The following is a 19,805-nucleotide window of genomic DNA, read 5'->3' on the forward strand; positions in this document are numbered from 1 at the left end:
TGTAAACACCATTGTAAATTGTCATTCCTGTAAAAACAGGAACGTTTTTTAATCAACTTGATAACTATTTTTATATGAATTCATATGATGTAGCCATTATTGGCTCGGGACCTGGAGGATATGTTGCGGCTATTCGTTGTGCGCAATTAGGCATGAAAACAGCTTTAATTGAGAAATATGCCACGTTAGGCGGAACCTGTCTAAATGTAGGTTGTATTCCAAGTAAAGCACTTTTAGATTCTTCGCACCATTACGAAGATGCCGTCAAGCATTTTGAAGAGCATGGTATTGATATTCCTGGTGAAGTTAAGGTGAATTTAAAGCAAATGATTGCACGTAAGCAGTCAGTTGTAGATCAAACTACTGGAGGAATTGATTTTTTAATGAAGAAGAATAAGGTTGATGTTTACCAAGGTTTAGGTAGCTTTAAGGATGATACTCATATCACGATTAAAGGTGAAAAAGATGAAGAAATTGAAGCTAAAAATATTATTATAGCTACTGGAAGTAAGCCTTCAAATTTACCATTCATAGACATTGATAAAGAGCGCATTATAACCTCAACAGAAGCTTTAAAACTTAAAGAAGTTCCAAAGCATTTAATCGTTATTGGTGGTGGTGTTATTGGTTTAGAATTAGGACAAGTTTACAGACGTTTAGGTGCTGAAGTTACTGTGGTAGAATATATGGATCGTATCATTCCAACCATGGATTCTGGTTTATCAAAAGAATTGAATAAAGTTTTTAAGAAAGCCAAATTCACCATGAATGTTTCTCACAAAGTAAAATCGGTTGAGCGAAAAGGTGATGAAGTTATCGTTAAAGCTGATAACAAGAAAGGTGAAGAAGTTGAAATAAAAGGAGACTACTGTTTAGTGTCTGTAGGACGTCGTCCATATACCGATGGCTTAAATGCTGAAGCAGCAGGTGTGAAGCTAAATGATAGAGGACAAGTTGAGGTTAATGAGCATTTACAAACATCAGCATCAAATATTTACGCCATTGGCGATGTTATAAAAGGTGCCATGCTAGCCCATAAAGCCGAAGAAGAAGGTGTTTTTGTAGCTGAAACTATAGCAGGACAAAAACCACATATTGATTATAACTTAATTCCAGGTGTTGTTTACACATGGCCAGAAGTTGCTGCTGTTGGTAAAACAGAAGAAGAATTAAAAGAGGCTGGTGTGGATTATAAAGTTGGTCAATTTCCAATGCGTGCTTTAGGTAGAAGTAGAGCCAGCATGGATTTAGATGGTTTTGTAAAGATATTGGCAGATAAAACTACCGATGAAATTTTAGGTGTTCACATGATTGGCGCACGAGCTGCGGATATGATTGCTGAAGCTGTAGTAGCTATGGAATACAGAGCATCTGCAGAAGATGTTTCCAGAATGTCTCATGCACACCCTACATTTACCGAAGCCATTAAGGAAGCCGCTTTAGCTGCTACTGAAGATAGAGCATTGCATATTTAACAAAAGCATTGTCACACTGAGCTTGTCGAAGTGTCTCAAAATATTGAAAAGCAACCTATTGGGTTGCTTTTTTTCTTTATAACTATTTTTAATTCTTAAAAGCATGTTGTTGATTATAAATTTTGAAAAAGCTAACTTCGCTTATCATAGGATATAAAACATTAAAACGATTTCATATCAAGTCGTTAGCCATAATTATGACTGAACGCTAACTAATTTGTCGAATATGATTTTCTTATTGGACTCATTTAAGGACAATTTATATAAATCCTCTGACTGAATACACTCTAAAACTTTTTTATATAAATATGCCTTTGACTCGTCTGTAATGTTATCTGAACCTTGAGAGCCTGTTTTAGGATGAACAAACATTAAGTAAAGTGATTCCTTTTTGATTACTAACAAAAAATAAATTCTGAATCCACCACGACCACCAAGTCTTTTTTTAATATAAGGGATTTCATCACTATGGTTAAGTCTTGTTCCCGAACGAAGTTGTTCTAATGTTTTATCAAAAAAATAATTGATTATTTCCTGTTCTATTGTTCGATACGACTTTTTAGATTTTAGTTTTTCAAATTCAACCTTAAAGTCCTCTAAACAATATAATTCCATTTTTAAACAAGAGACAATTTTTGAGTAGTTTCAATAAAATCTGGCATTTCAGGTAGAAAGAAGAATACAGATTCTAAATCCTCATAAGATTCTTTCAATTCATCAATGGAATTTTTAAAATCTTTAACTTCTTCTTTTGCAATACCTTTTCTTCTCAAATAATTCATTGAAATGTATTGTCGAATCAAAGAAGTCCTTAAATCTTTAGCGGAAGAAATTATGTCATTCAAAACCATTAAACATTCTTCATCTAAATCATTAAGCCAAGTAATACTTTCAATTCTCTGATTAATATCGTAGATTTTTTGAGTTTTATCTTTTAAATTACTTTTAAAATCAAGTATAGCATCCAAAAGAGAATTTACTTTTTCTTCATCTAACAATGGAGCTTTTTTCTCTTCGAAAGAAAAGCTTCTCACACTAGAAAAAGTATCAACAATCGCTGATTTAGGAGATAAACATTCCATTTTGGCTAACGGTTTTATAAATTCAATTTACAAAATATTTAACAAATATAAATAACTATGGCTAACAACGTATATAAAAAATAGCTAATTCTTTGCCAAACAAGTTTGTATTGCATCTTTATTAACGGTATTTTAGTCGGAAAAGTATGTGATTAGTTACACGCAACTATTCTTATACAACACCTATAAGCGAATCCCATATTTTGCATCTTAATACTGCTCCAAAACCTTTAACACCTCTTTTTTATAACTTCTGCTAATGGTTAAGGCTTGGTTTCCAACCACAACATGCTCATTGGTAAATGAGGTAATATTGGCAATAGAAACAATAAACGACCGGTGAATGCGTAAAAAATATTTTGCTGGTAATTTGGCTTCAATAGCCGTTATGGTTTCTCGTGTTACTATGGTTTCGTTTGGTAAGTGTATTTTAATATAATCGCTGTAACTTTCAATGTAAATTACAGAATCAAAATCAACTTTAATCATACGTCTGTCTGCACGAACAAACATAAATGGGTTTGCTTCTGGTTGTGGTAAAACAGATTGGTTTGAAGTAGCATAGATATCAAAATAGGTATTCACGGCTTTTAGTAAGCGATCAAAAGAAATGGGTTTTAATAAATAATCTACCGCTTGAAGCTCAAACCCTTCCACAGCATAATCACGGTAAGCTGTTGTGAAAATGATTCTTATATCCTTATTGATAGATTTTGCAAAGGAAATACCACTAATTTCTGGCATATTAATATCTAAAAAAACGAGGTTGATGTCATGCGTACTAATAATATTAAAGGCTTCCATGGCATGACTGCAACTAGCTACAACAGTAATAGCATCAATTTTAGAAAGATGTGTGGCAATAACTTCGCGAGCGATAGCTTCGTCATCAACAATAAGACAATTAATGTTTGTTTTTACTGACAATTATTCGGTTTTTAAAATAAGTTTGACATGAAATAACGAATTATCTTGTGAAATGTCAAGTTGGTACTTAGTATGATACAATATATCTAAACGCTTTTTAATGTTTTGTAGTCCAATTCCATTTTCTAAATCAGAAGCTTCACTCAAACTACTATTAGTAATGTTGAACTCAATGGTATCATCATGAGTTGTTAATGTAATATCTAATGTCAGAACACCTTCAACGAGGCTTCCGTGTTTAAAGCTATTTTCAACAAAAGGCAGTAGGAGCATAGGTGCAATTTTTGTTGTTTCGCTTATTGAGTGATATATAAAACTAGTATTGAGCGTGTTATTAAAACGCATTTTTTCTAACTCAATATAATCTTCTATATGGTTTATTTCATCGGTTAATAATACAAAAGGTTTGTTGATTTGATAGAGTAAATAATCCAAAAGGTTTGAAAGCTTTAAAATCATTTCAGGTGTTTCGTCGGCTTTTTTTAGAGCAAAACCATATAGCGTATTCAAGGTATTAAATAAGAAATGCGGATGTATTTGCATTTTTAAATAGTTAAGCTCTTGTTCTTTAAGCTTTAGTTGGGTTTCTAGGATTTTAGTCTCTAACTGTTTTGTTTTTTCTGTGTTTTTTAGATTCAATTTTAGCAATTTAAAAGCGCTAACAATAATAACTACCAGATAAACACCAGTTCCTACAAACAGCATGTTTCTGGTAAGCGGATTCATATCCTTGTATTCAAAATTAGCCAGATATATCAAACTAAAGAAAATAGAAACCATTATCAGGTATCCCGAAATAATAAGTGTGTACAAACTATAGACACCAAAACTCAAATACCGTTTCTTTATTAAGTAATCTGGAATAAGTTTATAAATAGAGACATAGGTGGTAGCTATTGTAATAGGCATTAAGAAGAGTGAAAATTGTAGTGTATCATTAAAATTTTTACTGTCTGCTCCAAAAAAATAGGTAAAAAAAACCAGTACAGCACACCAAAATATAGCATGTAAAAATGCTCGAGTAATAAATTTCAAGATAACTTTCTGGGTTGTCACGCAAAATATTTTGAATACAATAATACGATGTTTTTAATATGATATTATAAATTGTAGATGAATAACGGATTTTAGTCTTGTTTCAACAGAAAGGTTAATACAAGAACTAATTTGGTTGTTCATCGCATTTAAAAATGTAAACACGTTAACTTGTATAAATTTGACCATACTCTAATTTAAAAACATCAACTATGAATTTTTACGTTTTGTTTCCTAAAGTTGCGATTCTCTTAAATCCTTTTATTGATAGATTTAATGAAGGTGGTCCGTTAATGATGTCGTTAATAACCATTTGCTTAATCTTATCTATTGTATTTTTAATCAAAGGATTTTTAAGTGCAAAAACGAATATCAATCAATCAAAAAAAATGTTAGCACTAGCTATAGATAGTAGTTTGCTGGGTTTAGTTATTGGTTTTTTTGCTTCTGTAATAGGATTAATTACGGCCTTTGATTCTGTTGAAGCCATGGGTGATCCTGACCCATCTATTTTTGCAGGTGGATTAAAAGTATCTTTACTAACGGCAGTATATGGCTTATTAACCTTTATTATTGCTCGAGTAGGTATCCTAATCTTAAGAGGCTTACAAAAAGACTAATCTACAAAATCAAATAAATCAAAATGCGAACAGTTTTATATGTAATTATTGGCCTTGTTTTACAACAAACTATCTGCGCCCAATCGGACTATTTGTATCAAATAGGAAAAAAAGATAGCGTCTATTCTAATATCCTTAATGAATCTAGAGATATTTATGTTCAACTGCCATATAGTTATAATGCAAATTCAAATGAAAAGTACCCTGTTATTTATATTTTAGATGGCGATGTACTACTGCCAACAGTTGTTAATATTCACGATTTTTATAGTGGCGGTTTTATGCCAGAAATGATTATCGTAGGTATTTCTAATGCTGTAAACAGAACTAGAGATTTAACGACTTCAAAAATCACATCAAGACGCGGAATGCCTTATAATGAAGAACATGGTGAGGCAAAACATTTCTTATCTTTTATAAAAACCGAACTCATTCCGTACATAGAGGGCAAATACCCAGTTACCAATTACAGAACATTAATTGGGCACTCTTATGCTGGATTATTTGCTATATATACTATGCTAAATCAGCCAGATTTATTTGCAAATTATATAAGTATCGATCCTAGTTTAGATTGGGATGATCAAAAAATTATGAAACAAGCTAAATCAGATTTTTTGAATAAGAATTTCAATGGAAAAGGCTTATTTATGTCTTTAGGAGGACAATTGCACATGCAAGATTCTGGTATAACTATAGACAACGTCATGCAAGATTCTTCTGAATATACTTTGTTTGCACGTTCTAATATTGAATTAGCCCAATTTATTGATAAAAACGAATCAATCGGACTTAATTACGAATGGCAATTCTATGCTAACGATTTACATGGAACTATTCCGCAACCTTCAATTAAAGATGGTTTGATATCACTTTTTCAGTGGTACCAAATGGAAAATACTGATGCTATTAATAACCCAGAAACATCAGTTAGTGAATTAATAAGAATAATTGAAAATCGAGAAGCGAAATTAAAAGCTCATTTTGGTTATTCAGTAGCACCATATCCTGAAGATCTTTTAAATATGTCTGGTTATATGAATATGGAAATGGGGCAACCCGATAAATCTAAAATGTACTTCGAAAAAGCTATACAGTATTATCCTGAAAGTGCCAATGTATATGACTCTATGGCAGATTATTATGAATCTCAAAAGGATTATGCTAATGCTTTAAGATGCGTTTCAAAGGCATTTGAAATAAGCGGTTCGGATTATCATAAAGAAAGACTTGAAAAATTAAAAAAGTTGTAAAACAAACAATTTTTGAAAAACAAAAAACGACTAAAATGGTCGTTTTTTTTATACCTGTCTGTTTTACAAGATGTTAATAGATGTGTTCAAATCTTTTTTATATAGGTTTAATTAAATTTTGGTGTCTAATAAAATTTAAAGATATTAGACACTGATTAATAGTGCAGCTGCGAATAATCAAGTTGACATTCAGAGCGAACTTATGTATGGTAATAAGTTATTGTTAGGAAGGTTTTGAATACAAACGAGGTTATTTGCGAATCCCTTGCCGCTAGGCGAGGGATTTTTTCTTTCTTAAGCAGTTATTTAAGTCTTTTTTTTAAGCCGTATCTTTACACTTCTTAAAATTTAATAATGAAAGTACTTCTTACTGGCGCAACGGGATACATTGGAAAACGCTTATTACCTGTGCTTTGTGATTTAGGTTATGACGTAGTTTGTTGTGTGCGTGATGAAAGTAGGTTTAGTCCACCAGAATATTTAAGAAAGCAAATATCCGTTATTCAATTGGATTTGCTAAAAAAAGAGACATTAGCCAATGTTCCAAATGATATTGATGGTGCATTCTATTTGGTGCATTCTATGTCATCTTCGGCTGATTATGAAAAACTGGAAGCCGATTCAGCGAATAATTTTATGCAGGCGGTTTCAAAAACAAACATTGATCATGTTATTTATTTAACGGGAATCATCAATGAAGATGAACTGTCAAAACATCTAACCTCACGAAAAAAAGTAGAGGATATATTGAGCAGTGGTAAATTCAATTTCACTGCACTACGAGCAGGAATCATTATTGGGTCAGGTAGTGCTTCATTTGAAATAATTAGGGATTTGGTTGAAAAACTACCCGTAATGATAACGCCTAAATGGTTGAATACAAGTTGCCAGCCTATTGGAATCTCTGATGTCATTAAATTTCTATCTAAAACACTATTTCATAAAGCTACTTATAATAGCAATTATGACATTGGAGGTCCAGATATTTTAACCTATAAGGAAATGCTTTTAGAGTTTGGAAGGGTTAGAGGTTTAAAGCGTTTTATTTATACTGTACCAGTAATGACACCGAGATTATCATCATATTGGTTGTATTTTGTAACATCTACGTCATATAGGTTGGCTGTTGCTTTGGTTGACAGCATGAAAGTTGAAGTTATTTGTAGAAATGATGACTTAAACAGACTACTGAATTTAAAGCCGCTGGGATATACAGAGTGTCTGAAACGTGCCTTTAGTAAAATTGAAAATAATGAAATTGTTTCTAGTTGGAAAGATGCATATGTAAGTAGTGGCATGAATAATAAGATTTCACATTTCATACAAGTGCCAACTTATGGTTGTTTTATTGATAAACGTGAAATGGACTTCAATAATCGTGAAGCAACAATTAATAAAATATGGAGTATAGGAGGACAAACAGGATGGTACTTTGGAAATTGGTTGTGGCAAATTAGAGGGTATTTAGACAAAATGGTAGGTGGAGTTGGGTTAAGACGAGGTCGCACTAATATCAACACATTGCATGTTGGTGATGCTCTTGATTTTTGGCGCGTATTGTATGCAAATAAGGAAGAGGGACGCTTATTGCTTTTAGCTGAAATGAAATTACCTGGTGAGGCTTGGTTGGAATTTAAGGTTAAAGACAATAAAATAATACAAACAGCTACTTTTAGACCTTTAGGAATTTATGGACGATTGTATTGGTATAGCGTATGGCCTTTTCATGGATTGATTTTTAAGAATATGCTACAGAAAATAGCTGAATAAGCACTATTTCCGTTTATTACGCTTATTGTAGTTTTTATCGCCTCTAGTTTTAGGCTTTTTATACTTTTTGGCAATCTTAAATTTATAAGAACCACCTAAATTTTCTTTCTGGTTTTTCTCTTTTTTCTCATGAAAAGCAGGTCCAACTTCATCGTCATCTTTACGTTTCAAGGGATTGTTGCGCTCTTTTATTTGTGGTCGTTCTTCTTCAAGAAGTTCTGTTGAGATAATAACGTTATCAGGAATTGGTAATTTTGGGATAGTCATTTGCATTAATTCTTCAATTTTTTGCATGGACTCCATTTCATTGTCAGTATAAAACAACAAGGCATTACCTTCACGTTCAGCACGACCTGTTCTACCTATGCGATGCATGTAGTTTTCAGGAAAATTAGGCGTATCAAAATTGATAACATGTGAAATATCATTAATGTCCAAACCACGTGCCATAACATCTGTCGCCACCAAAATACGGTGTTCACCGTCTTGAAATTGTTCAATACTTCTCAAGCGGTAGTTTTGAGTTTTGTTAGAATGTATTACACAGGTTTCATTAGGAAAGTATGCTTCCAAAGCATCAAAAAGGCGATCTGCCATTTTTTTGTATGCTACAAAAACCAAAACCCTATTATAGGTTTCAGACTCTTGAAGTAGATGTTTAAGTAAATTTAACTTTGTGTAAAAATTAGGTACGGCATATTTTGTTTGTGCTATATTCTCCAATGGTGTTCCAGAAACCGCAATTGAAACCCGTTGAGGCGCGATAAAAAAATCATTAATTAAGTCATCCACATCTTCTGTCATAGTAGCCGAAAACATTATGTTTTGTCTGCGTTCAGGTAGTATGTCAAAAATATTAATTAATTGGTGTCTAAAACCTAAATCAAGCATGACATCAACTTCATCTATTATGAGCTTTTGAATGGATTTTAATTGCAGTACACGGCTAACAGCTAAATCATACAAGCGTCCTGGTGTAGCGACAACAATATCTAACCCTTGCGCAACTGCTTGTTTTTGGGTATTAATATTAACACCACCATAAACTCCAAGCACACGTACGTTAATATATTTAGCCAATTTTTCAATTTCCTCCTCAACTTGAACTACCAATTCTCTTGTAGGAACTAATACTAAAACACGTGGGTTGTCTTGCTTTGAGAATTTTAAATTTCGTAGTACAGGTAGCATATAGGCAAAGGTTTTACCTGTTCCTGTTTGAGCAATACCAACAACATCTTTCCCAGAAGCAACAATATTAAATGCTTGTTCTTGTATAGGTGTAGGCTGTACAAAACCTAAATCATCTAACGCATTGTATAGAGGTGTGTTGAGCTTTAAATCTTGAAAAGTTGTTGGCTGTTCCATGATGCAAAAATATGTTTATTAATGCGAATTAATAACCATATTCAATTAAATCTGGAATTAATTTAAGGCCTTGGGACTGCCAATCATCCTCAATTGAGTCCCAATTGCTATAGGCATCTGGAAAATTCAATGGCGAATCTTGCGAAATAGGCGATATAGGTCCTACAATGCCGATATAATCTTCTGATGATTCTCCTTCTTCAACGATATGGTTGAATGAGTAAATATAATAATCCTTATTTTCGTGCGTCACAATACCAAGATTGGTGATGTTATCAACGTCGTAATCGTCACTGGTATAATTGTATAAAATAATTTCTGAAAGTGAAGCTTCATCCAAATAGTTATCAGGTATTTCATGAAACTTATTAGCGTCATGAAAAGCTCTAATAATATCAAGCCTATGGTTTTTACTCTTTAAATAGTTGTTGATTAAAGTGTCTTCTACATGTAAATTATGTTTAATACGAATTTCAATAGCTTCAGAAATCATCCATTCATTCGAATCTTTTGAAATGATGTCTTGGGTAAAATCTTTGATTACTTGCTTATCATCCTGTGTTTCATGAAATAAACCAGTGTAAGCATACATAAGTGAATTGTAGGTGTAATCATAATCTTCGGTTTCGCTATTTTTGATATAAGTAGCCAAATCGGTCATAGTCCATTTGGTTATTGAATCAAATCCGTCTTTCACAACTTGATTGTTTAGAGTAGAATCCTTGAGTATTCCAGTGGAAATATTAAGAACATCACGACGGAATTTAGTATGGTCTAGAAGTGATAATAGTTTGTTATAATGCGAGTTGGCGTAAGCCAGTGAATCCTTAAAAAGTGATAACGTGCCCCAATTGTAGCTATCACTATCTTTAGGAGGTTTTTTGAATAATAAATCAGTGTAAACTGCAATAGCCTCTGTATTTGCTAAATCAGGAATGGCTACAAGAATTGAGGTTTTTAATGCATCAGACGTAGTTGATTTCTCATATTCATTTTGCAGTACCTTCAAAGTGCTTTCATTATTTAAATTAGATAAAATAGTAACTAAACTATTTTTTATTTGATTATTTTTTAAGCTATCAGAATAAGTTGTGGAAAAGGCTTTATGAATGCTTTCGATATCAGATTCTTCAAAATCGTAATAAGTTAGTGATCCAAAAGCTCTTTTGTAAATAATACTGTCTTTAGATTTCAAATCCTTGAAAATCTGTTCTGATTTTGATGAAAATACATCAAAGGGTTTAGGGTTTTGTTTCTTGACTTCAAAAGAATTAAAAATACGATTGGTAACATCATTATTTAGTTCTTCTTCCGCAACAAAAGCAGAAACCATAAAGAATTGCTTGTCTTGTAGCCAAATACGGTATCTGGTTTTTAGGTTGTTATTTTTATTCAAAATGTAAAAATCAAGGCCAGTACCATTTGCAACTTTTACAGTGTCTTGCTTAACAAGGCTGTCATTCCACCCAAGGAGATGGTTCTTGTTTAACTCGTAAAATTCGGCGTATGATTTTATTTTAAAATAATCCTGTAAATCACTATATCCAAATTGATAGACACCTCCAGATTTTGGATTTTTTGTATAATAATCGTGAGAGTTTTTTATATGAGAATCATCATAGTCAACGGTATCAATAATCAGTCTATTTTTTTCAAAAAACTGTACTTCAAAATTGCTGTCTTTCGGTTTTAATGCGGTTAAAGTGCTGGGGCTTTCATAATCTTCAAACTTAAAACTAGTTAAAAAGGGGCTTTCAGGATCAGCCTTTTCAGTTTCGTTCAACTTTTGAAGCATAAGTAAATACATGCGATTACCCCTATAATATACTCTACAGATGGTATGATATTTTTCTTGTAACAGCAATTCATACTCTCTACCTTCATAACCGCTAAGGTAAATAGTTTTCTCGTTGTTAAGAATGATGGCTTTAGTTTCAAAGCTTTTTTTGATTTCATCAAAACCAACTTGGATATCTTCCATATAATATCCTGTAGGATGATCATTGTAACGTACTATATAGTTGTTGTCATTGGCATAATCAGTTGCCATAAACATATTGAGAATATATGGTTCACTATCAGTTTCATATGGATTTGGCTGCTCTCGTGACACGTTCTTTGGTTCGTCAGGTAATTCAATTGAAAACGCGCCAACATTATCATGATGATGTATCCAAGCTTTATTCTCTATGGCTTCTGGTTTGCTGGTTTTTAATGAGTTGAAAAATCTAATCACAGATTTGTTATTTTCAATATCATCATCCTCCGATTGAACACCTTGGTAATACAACATCTTATCTTTAACCAAAACATGTAATTGCATAAGGTTATTATCTGGCATGTCAATTTTTGCAATGTATTTAATGCCATCTGAAATATCTACTTCAGTTAGGCTTCTTAATTCCCCTTCATAGCTTTCAGTAAGTGTGTTAACGAAGTTTTCAATTAAAGCTTTGAAATCCATGTCGTCATCATAGAAAGAAACATTAATTCCGCTAAATAAATACAGGTTGTTATCATTAAGACCCTGATACATATGAATTGTAAAACCAGGGAAGTCTTCACTATAATTGGGCTTGTTTGGCACTTCTATGCTGTATCCTAATTCCTCATCTTTGAAAATATACCACAGCATTTTTGATTCGTCTACAACATATGTATCAGCAACACCTTTAAAAGTTGCTTCAACTGGTGTAACATCATAACCTTCTTTTTGCAACAGTGCTATGATGCCATTCTCTCCAGGCAAATGAGCCGCTCCAACTGCAGAAAACAGACTATTATCTCGGGTAATTTTCATAATACTATTAACCATAACTTGATTACGCGATATTAATTCTGAATCATATCCATGGTAGGTTTGAATCATTGAATCAATAGCTTGAATATTACCTGTATAATAAATTTTAGTCAATTTTTCTAGGTCGTTATTTAGAGTTTCAACGTCATCTTCCAACTGATCTAAAATATATAAGCGTTGATATTTTGGCGGTAAATTTTCAAAATAGTTAAGTTGCTCGTACATATCCTCAAGACCAGTTATTGATTTTTGCATAGTTCTAGCCTGATTGTATAAATATAAATCAACAAAAGTGGATTGGTCATCATCTTTTTCTGTCTCTGGCATCAATAATGCTAAAATGGTATTGGGATCTCTTAATTCTGAATCTTCAAACGAGTAGGTGTTTATTTCTTCAAAACGATCAACTAAAAGTTGATATTCTTCGTCAGATAATACGTCTCTAAAAACATCTTTTGGGTCTCTATCTATTACCTTGTTCGTCATAGCAATTACAAGCGAGTCTGGATTTACTTCCAAGGCAAACATTTCTGTTTCTTCAATAGCTGGCATTACGGCATCACTAAATTTAAACGCCCTAATATCATCAACATGCATAGTACCAAATATGTAAGAAGGTTTTGTTAGATTTTTACCTTCTATTTTCCAAAGTAAATTATAACTGGATCGATCTTGTGAAAAACCAAAAGCAATAAAAAAAAGTAAAAGGCATACTAGCAGGCTGCTCTTTGTTTTACTGGAGTATTTGTAAGGCATAAATGGATGAGTAATTTGATGTAGATAATTATATAAAAGTATTCAAGTTACATAGTTTCTTAATAAATTTGAAAATTATAAAACAAAATAATTTGCGAACTTTCAGAAAACTACAGCTTAAAAATGTAGAACAATATAAACAAAAATTGTTGAATTGGAGTCAGCAGTTTTCTGAAGTTACATGGATGGATTCCAATAACTATTCCGAGGATTATTCAAGTTTTGATGCTGTTCTTGCCGTTGATGCTTTTACAAGTATTCAAACAGATTTTCATGATGGATTTTCAAAGTTAAAAGACTACCAAAGCACTACAAAAGATTGGATTTTTGGTTATCTTTCTTATGATTTAAAAAATGATATTGAAGCGTTAGAATCTAATAATTTTGACGGCTTGCAGTTTCCCGACTTGTATTTTTTTCAACCTAAAAAGCTCTTTTTTATTAATGGTAATGTATTAGAAATTCACTATTTGAATTGCGTAGATGATGAATTGGATGATGATATTGATGCTATCAAAAAAACATCCTTAAATGTTGAAGATTATGAGATTCAACCAATAAAAATAAAATTGCGAATTCATAAGGATGATTATTTTAAAAAGTTAGCTGAAATGCTAGCCCATATTCATCGAGGTGATATTTATGAAGCTAATTTTTGTCAAGAATTTTATGCTGAATCCTCATCAATAAATCCGTTATTGGCCTATCAAAATCTGAATGCCATTTCAAAACCACCTTTCGCCACTTTTATTAAACTACATGATAAGTATTTATTGTCTGCCTCTCCCGAACGCTATTTGAAAAAAGTAGGAAGCAAAATTATTTCCCAGCCTATAAAAGGAACAGCCAAACGATCTGAAAACATTGAAGAGGACAATCAACTGCGTGATAATCTATCAATTGACCATAAAGAACGTTCTGAAAATATTATGATTGTAGATTTGGTTCGAAATGATTTGTCTAGAACGGCTATTAAAGGCAGTGTCAAGGTTACAGAATTGTGCAAAGTATATACCTTTCCGCAAGTGCATCAAATGATTTCAACTGTAACTTCAATGGTTGAAGAAGGCACAAATCCTGTTGATGTGATTCAATCAACTTTCCCTATGGGAAGCATGACTGGTGCACCAAAAGTTTCGGCTATGCAAATTATAGAAGACCTTGAGGAAACTAAACGAGGTGTTTATTCTGGAGCTGTTGGTTACTTTTCGCCTACTGGTGACTTTGATTTTAATGTGGTAATTAGAAGTATTTTGTACAATAAAACTAATCAGTACGTCAGTTATTCTGTTGGGAGTGCAATAACCGCCAAAAGTGATCCGCTTAAGGAGTATGAAGAGTGCTTGGTAAAAGCAAGAGCAATGCGTGACGTTTTAGAAAATTAAACCCTATTTTTGAGCATGATTAATTCGCTTAAAGATCATATTAATAAAAACCTTCCTTTTCTAAAAAAAAGCAAATTGTTGATTGCTATTTCTGGTGGATTGGATAGTGTGGTACTTACACAACTTTGTCATCAATTGAAACTTCAAATCAGTCTGGCTCATTGTAATTTTAATTTAAGAGGCAAAGAAAGTGATGCCGATGAAGATTTTGTGTTGAATTTGGCTGAAGATTTAAATTTAGAAGTTTTTGTTGAAAGCTTTGATACTGAAAATTATGCTAATGAAAACAAGTTATCTATTCAAATGGCGGCTCGTGAGTTACGTTATCAATGGTTTTTGGAATTGGCAACTCAACTGCATTTTGATTACGTTTTAACAGCCCATCACGCCGATGATAACTTGGAAACCTTTTTGATAAACCTTACACGAGGAACAGGTTTGGAAGGCTTGACAGGCATTCCTGAAACAAATGATCATATTGTACGTCCGTTATTACCTTTTTCGCGTGAAATGATTCTAGAATATGCCGAAAGTAATAATCTTGTTTGGCGAGAGGACAGTAGTAATGCATCAACTAAATATTTTAGAAACAAACTGCGACATGATGTCATTCCAATACTAAAGGAACTCAATCCGCAATTATTGCAGAGTTTTGACAAAACTCAAAATCATTTACAGGATTCACAAAATATCATTGCGGATGCTATAACACGTATTCAAAAAAAGGTTGTTGCAATTGAAGGTGACAATATTTTAGTGGACATAAAAAAAATACTTAAACTTTCGAGCCCTAAAGCATATTTATATGAGTTGTTAAAGGATTTTGGCTTTACTGAATGGGATGACGTATATAAGCTTTTATCGAGTCAATCTGGAAAAGTTGTATTATCCAAAACACATCGATTAATAAAAAACAGAAATTATTTAATAATTACAAGTTTATATAATGAATCTGATCACGAAAACATTAAAGTTACAGAGCATGATCATGAAATAGTATTGCCAATAGGCAATATGATATTTAAAACTGTAACCAATTTCTCAACAATAGACCGTTCGTCGATATATGTTGATAAAGATTTGTTAAAATATCCCTTAACCGTAAGAAAATGGGAAAAAGGCGACTATTTTTATCCCTTTGGAATGACAGGAAAAAAGAAATTAAGTAAATTTTTTAAGGACGAAAAATGGTCATTACCTGAAAAAGAACAAGCACTATTATTGGTGTCTGATGATGATAAAATCATTTGGATTCTAAATAGCCGGATGGACAATAGATTTAAAGTAACTGACAAAACAACTACGATACTAAAATTAGAACTAACCTCATGAAGCATTTATTTACACTGTGTATCGCTTTATTATTTTTTAACACAATTTCAGCTCAATTACAACCGGTAAAGTGGACTGCAGAAGCCGAGAAAATTTCTGATACAGAATACAATATTATCTATCAAGCTATTATTGATGACCATTGGCATTTATATTCCCAGAATCTGCCTGAAGGAGGTGCTATTCCAACCGAGTTTGTATATGATTCTGTCGCACAAATACAAGATTTTAAACTTATTGGTAAAACACAAGAGAGTGAAAGCATTACAAAGTTTGATAAAGTTTTTGAAATGGACTTGACCTTTTTTGATGGTAGTGCCACATTTACTCAAAAAATAGAATTATTAAATCCAGAAGTTTCGGTTATTAAAAGTGAGGTTGATTTTCAAGCATGTGATGATGAGCGTTGCATTTTTGATAGTCAGATTTTTAATATTGAATTACCAAAGCGTAATTCAAATTCTGAAATTTTTGAACCTGTTAAATGGATGTCTAATGTTAAAAAGCTCACAGATGATGAATATGAAGTTGAGTATATCGCAACCATTGAACAAGGATGGCACTTGTATTCGCAATATTTAGAACGTGATGATGGTCCAATTGCCACAGAGTTTACCTTTAATAAAAAAGTAGGGTATGAGCTCATTGGAAAAACATCAGAGCCTGACACAAAGGCTGTTTTTGATCCTGTTTTTGATATGAATATTAAGTATTTTTCTAATAAAGCTAGATTTGTACAAAAAATCAAATTAACAGATAGTAATTTAAAAACTATACCTGCTGAAGTTTATTTCATGGTTTGTGATGAAACTAGATGTTTACCTCCAAATAGAGTTACGTTTTACACGCCTTTAGATGGTAACACTAGTGATTTAATTGTTCCTGTTGAAGTTGATGATAAAAGTAAGGCCTTATCCAGAGCATTAAACTTAAATGTAACAGGTTGGGATAATTTTGAAGCAGAAGAGGTTAAAGAGAAAAGTAATTTCACAATTTTCTTACTGGGCTTTTTAGGTGGATTGATTGCTTTGTTAACACCATGTGTGTTTCCTATGATTCCCTTGACTGTTTCCTTTTTTACTAAAAGTTCAGGAGATGATAAAAAGGGATTGGCGAATGCCATGCTATATGGGTTCTTTATTTTTCTAATTTACTTTTTATTGAGTTTGCCATTTCATGTTTTAGATTCTTTAGATCCTGAAATCCTAAATAATGTTTCCACTAATGTCACGTTGAACATTATTTTCTTCGTCATCTTTATCGCCTTCGCGTTTTCATTTTTCGGGTATTACGAATTGACTTTGCCTGCATCATGGAGTAACGCTTTAGATTCTAAAGCCAACAAAATTGGTGGTTGGATAGGTGTGTTTTTCATGGCTTTAACCTTGGCAATTGTGTCGTTTTCATGTACAGGACCTATATTAGGAACACTTTTAGGAAGCTCATTGTCTAGTGATGGTGGTGCAACACAATTAACTTTGGGTATGAGTGGTTTTGGGTTAGCACTAGCCTTACCCTTTACATTGTTTGCTATGTTCCCAAAATGGCTAAATTCCTTACCAAAATCTGGTGGCTGGTTAAATACAGTAAAAGTTGTTTTAGGTTTTATTGAATTAGCTCTAGCTTTAAAATTCCTATCAAATGCAGATTTAGTTGAACATTGGGGATTATTGAAACGTGAAGTATTTATTGGACTTTGGATAATAATTGGAATTGGATTATTACTGTATTTATTAGGTAAAATTAAATTTCCACATGATGGTCCATTTCAAAAAATTAGTTTTAGCAAATGGAGTTTTATCATTCTAGTATTTGCCTTTGTTATCTATTTATTACCGGGTTTAACCAATACCAAATATGCGAATTTGGAGTTATTAAGTGGTTTTCCGCCTCCAATGTTTTACAGCTTGTATGAAAAAGATTCCGAATGTCCTTTGGCGTTAAACTGTTACAAAGATTTGGAATCAGGATTGGAAGCAGCCAAGGCAGAAAACAAACCTATCATGTTAGATTTTACAGGTTGGGCTTGTGTTAATTGTCGCAAAATGGAAGAACAAGTTTGGAGTCAAGATAAAGTTTATGATGTTCTAAACGAAGATTATATAATTATTTCGCTTTATGTTGATGATAGGAAAGAACTTCCAAAAGATGAGCAGTTTCAGTTTAAAAAAGCGAATGGTAGCCTTAAGAGTATTAAAACTATAGGTGATAAATGGGCAACTTTGCAAACTCTAAACTTTAAGAACAACTCCCAACCATATTATGTTTTGCTCAATCACGATATGGAACTTTTAAATCACACAACAGCATATACACCAAATGCCGATGAGTATTATGAGTGGTTAGTAAAAGGACTAGAACGATTTGAGGAATAAAATTTGAAATTACAAGGCCAAATAGTTGATATACCAAACAGAAGAATTTTCTCTGGAGAAATTACTTTTTCTAATGATGTAATTTCTAAAATAGAAGAAAAGCATCACAATATCAAGCATTATATTCTTCCTGGATTTGTAGATGCTCATATTCACATTGAAAGCTCCATGTTGGTACCCAGTGAATTTGCTAGAATAGCCGTAAAGCATGGTACGGTTGCAACAGTTTCTGATCCACATGAAATTGCTAATGTGTTGGGTGTTGAAGGGGTGGATTTTATGATTGAAAATGGTAAACAAACACCATTAAAATTCAATTTCGGAGCACCTTCCTGTGTGCCAGCAACTAGTTTTGAGTCTGCGGGAGCAGTGGTTGATTCGGATGATATCAAACAGCTCATGGCTAATCCTGACATTAAGTATTTAGCCGAAATGATGAATTACCCAGGTGTATTATTTGACGACGACGAAGTTTTAAAAAAAATAGCTTGGGCTAAACACTACAACAAACCTGTTGATGGGCATGCGCCAGGTGTTAGAGGAAAAGACATAACGAAATATATTGCAGCAGGTATTTCAACCGATCATGAGTGTTTTACCTACGAAGAAGGTCTAGAAAAGCTTCAAAAAGGCATGAAAATCTTGATTCGAGAAGGTAGTGCTGCCAAAAATTTTGAAGCGCTTATTGATTTATTGCCTGAAGATTTTGAAAACATGATGTTTTGCAGTGATGATAAACATCCTGACGATTTATTAGAAGGGCATATAAACCAATTGTGTGCTAGAGCAGTAGCAAAAGGAATTGATGTTTTTAAGGTGTTGCAAGCTGCTTGTGCAAACCCAGTAAAACATTACAATCTTGATGTAGGTTTATTAAAATTAGGAGATTATGCAGACTGTATTGTTGTTGAAGATTTAAAACACTTTAAGACATTACAAACTTATATTAATGGTGAATTGGTGTTCGATAAAGGAAAATCTAAAATACCTTCTGCACCATTTCAGATTCTTAACAATTTCAACACAGAAAAGAAAGTTGAAACGGATTTTAAAATTGAATCATCTGTTAAAAAAATTCGAGTTATTGAAGCTCTGGAAGGTCAGTTGGTTACGAACGAACTGATAGAAACTGCTACAATTGAAAACGGCAATTTGGTTTCCAATGTTGAAAAAGATATTTTAAAAATGTCCGTTGTCAACCGTTATAACAATAACAAACCAGCATTGGCATTTATTAAGAATTTCGGATTAAAAGAAGGTGCTATTGCCAGTTCCGTAGGGCATGATTCTCACAATATTATAGCAGTTGGTATTTCTGATGAAATGATTTGTAAGGCAGTGAATCTCATTATTGAAAATAAAGGTGGTATCTGTGCTGTTTCTGAATCTGATGAACACATAGTACCACTTCCCGTTGCAGGTATTATGAGTGACCAAGACGCTGAAACTATTGGTAAGCAATATGCCGAATTGGATAAAGTGGCTAAACAACTTGGTAGTACTTTACATGCACCTTACATGACTTTGAGTTTTATGGCATTATTGGTTATTCCTTCATTGAAGTTAAGTGATAAAGGGTTGTTTGATGGTAGAACTTTTAAATTCACAACATTGGAAGTAAAGTGAT

The 19,805-nt window shown here is 32.7% G+C and carries 14 protein-coding genes; 8 read left to right on the plus strand and 6 right to left on the minus strand.

Going from position 1 to position 19,805, the window contains the following annotated elements:
• Positions 1–74 precede the first annotated feature (74 nt).
• On the plus strand, positions 75–1,475 hold the full coding sequence (gene lpdA, locus HGK31_RS13780; RefSeq protein ID WP_191860828.1) for a dihydrolipoyl dehydrogenase: 1,401 nt from the start codon (positions 75–77) through the stop codon (positions 1,473–1,475).
• A 195-nt stretch (positions 1,476–1,670) separates the two neighbouring features.
• Here the strand turns inward: lpdA and HGK31_RS13785 are convergent, their stop codons facing one another.
• From HGK31_RS13785 to HGK31_RS13800, 4 genes are all read right to left on the minus strand, one after another.
• Entirely contained in the window at positions 1,671–2,090 is a 420-nt protein-coding gene (locus HGK31_RS13785) for a hypothetical protein (protein WP_191860830.1), read from the minus strand.
• A 2-nt stretch (positions 2,091–2,092) separates the two neighbouring features.
• Positions 2,093–2,557, minus strand: coding sequence for a hypothetical protein (locus HGK31_RS13790; protein WP_191860831.1), 465 nt, complete (start codon positions 2,555–2,557; stop codon positions 2,093–2,095).
• 210 nt (positions 2,558–2,767) lie between these two features.
• Positions 2,768–3,484, minus strand: a complete 717-nt coding sequence (locus tag HGK31_RS13795; protein WP_223115352.1) for a LytR/AlgR family response regulator transcription factor — start codon at positions 3,482–3,484, stop codon at positions 2,768–2,770.
• On the minus strand, positions 3,485–4,519 hold the full coding sequence (locus tag HGK31_RS13800; protein WP_223115353.1) for a sensor histidine kinase: 1,035 nt from the start codon (positions 4,517–4,519) through the stop codon (positions 3,485–3,487). It abuts the gene before it with no gap.
• A 212-nt stretch (positions 4,520–4,731) separates the two neighbouring features.
• Here HGK31_RS13800 and HGK31_RS13805 point away from each other — a divergent pair, with 212 nt between their 5' ends.
• The 3 genes from HGK31_RS13805 to HGK31_RS13815 all read left to right on the plus strand — a co-directional run bounded on the left by HGK31_RS13805 (position 4,732) and on the right by HGK31_RS13815 (position 8,162).
• Positions 4,732–5,139, plus strand: a complete 408-nt coding sequence (locus HGK31_RS13805) for a MotA/TolQ/ExbB proton channel family protein (RefSeq protein ID WP_191860835.1) — start codon at positions 4,732–4,734, stop codon at positions 5,137–5,139.
• A 23-nt stretch (positions 5,140–5,162) separates the two neighbouring features.
• Positions 5,163–6,392 carry an alpha/beta hydrolase-fold protein gene (locus HGK31_RS13810; RefSeq protein ID WP_191860838.1) on the plus strand — a complete coding sequence of 410 codons (1,230 nt, stop codon included), beginning with the start codon at positions 5,163–5,165 and terminating at the stop codon, positions 6,390–6,392.
• A gap of 354 nt (positions 6,393–6,746) precedes the next feature.
• Positions 6,747–8,162, plus strand: a complete 1,416-nt coding sequence (locus tag HGK31_RS13815; protein ID WP_191860840.1) for an SDR family oxidoreductase — start codon at positions 6,747–6,749, stop codon at positions 8,160–8,162.
• Between the two features lie 3 nt (positions 8,163–8,165).
• Here HGK31_RS13815 and HGK31_RS13820 read toward each other — a convergent pair whose 3' ends face one another.
• Positions 8,166–9,530: a DEAD/DEAH box helicase gene (locus tag HGK31_RS13820; protein WP_191860842.1), complete on the minus strand. Its 1,365-nt coding sequence runs from the start codon at positions 9,528–9,530 to the stop codon at positions 8,166–8,168.
• Between the two features lie 28 nt (positions 9,531–9,558).
• Positions 9,559–13,086 (minus strand): TraB/GumN family protein, encoded by a 3,528-nt coding sequence (locus HGK31_RS13825; protein ID WP_191860844.1) that lies wholly within the window; start codon positions 13,084–13,086, stop codon positions 9,559–9,561.
• A 92-nt stretch (positions 13,087–13,178) separates the two neighbouring features.
• Between HGK31_RS13825 and pabB the strand changes: the two genes are divergently transcribed.
• From pabB to ade, 4 genes are read left to right on the plus strand one after another with little or no spacing between them, the layout of a single operon-like run.
• Entirely contained in the window at positions 13,179–14,471 is a 1,293-nt protein-coding gene (gene pabB / locus HGK31_RS13830; protein ID WP_233451134.1) for an aminodeoxychorismate synthase component I, read from the plus strand.
• 15 nt (positions 14,472–14,486) lie between these two features.
• Positions 14,487–15,803 (plus strand): tRNA lysidine(34) synthetase TilS, encoded by a 1,317-nt coding sequence (gene tilS / locus HGK31_RS13835; RefSeq protein ID WP_191860846.1) that lies wholly within the window; start codon positions 14,487–14,489, stop codon positions 15,801–15,803.
• A complete protein-coding gene (locus HGK31_RS13840; protein ID WP_191860848.1) occupies positions 15,800–18,178 on the plus strand; it encodes a protein-disulfide reductase DsbD family protein in 2,379 nt (792 codons plus the stop codon). Before tilS ends, HGK31_RS13840 begins: the two co-directional genes overlap by 4 nt.
• Before the next feature lie 3 nt (positions 18,179–18,181).
• Positions 18,182–19,804 carry an adenine deaminase gene (gene ade, locus HGK31_RS13845; protein WP_191860850.1) on the plus strand — a complete coding sequence of 541 codons (1,623 nt, stop codon included), beginning with the start codon at positions 18,182–18,184 and terminating at the stop codon, positions 19,802–19,804.
• The last annotated feature ends 1 nt before the right edge of the window (position 19,805 follow it).

The sequence above is a fragment of the Hanstruepera ponticola genome, from assembly GCF_012931685.1.
Taxonomy (GTDB): domain Bacteria; phylum Bacteroidota; class Bacteroidia; order Flavobacteriales; family Flavobacteriaceae; genus Hanstruepera; species Hanstruepera ponticola.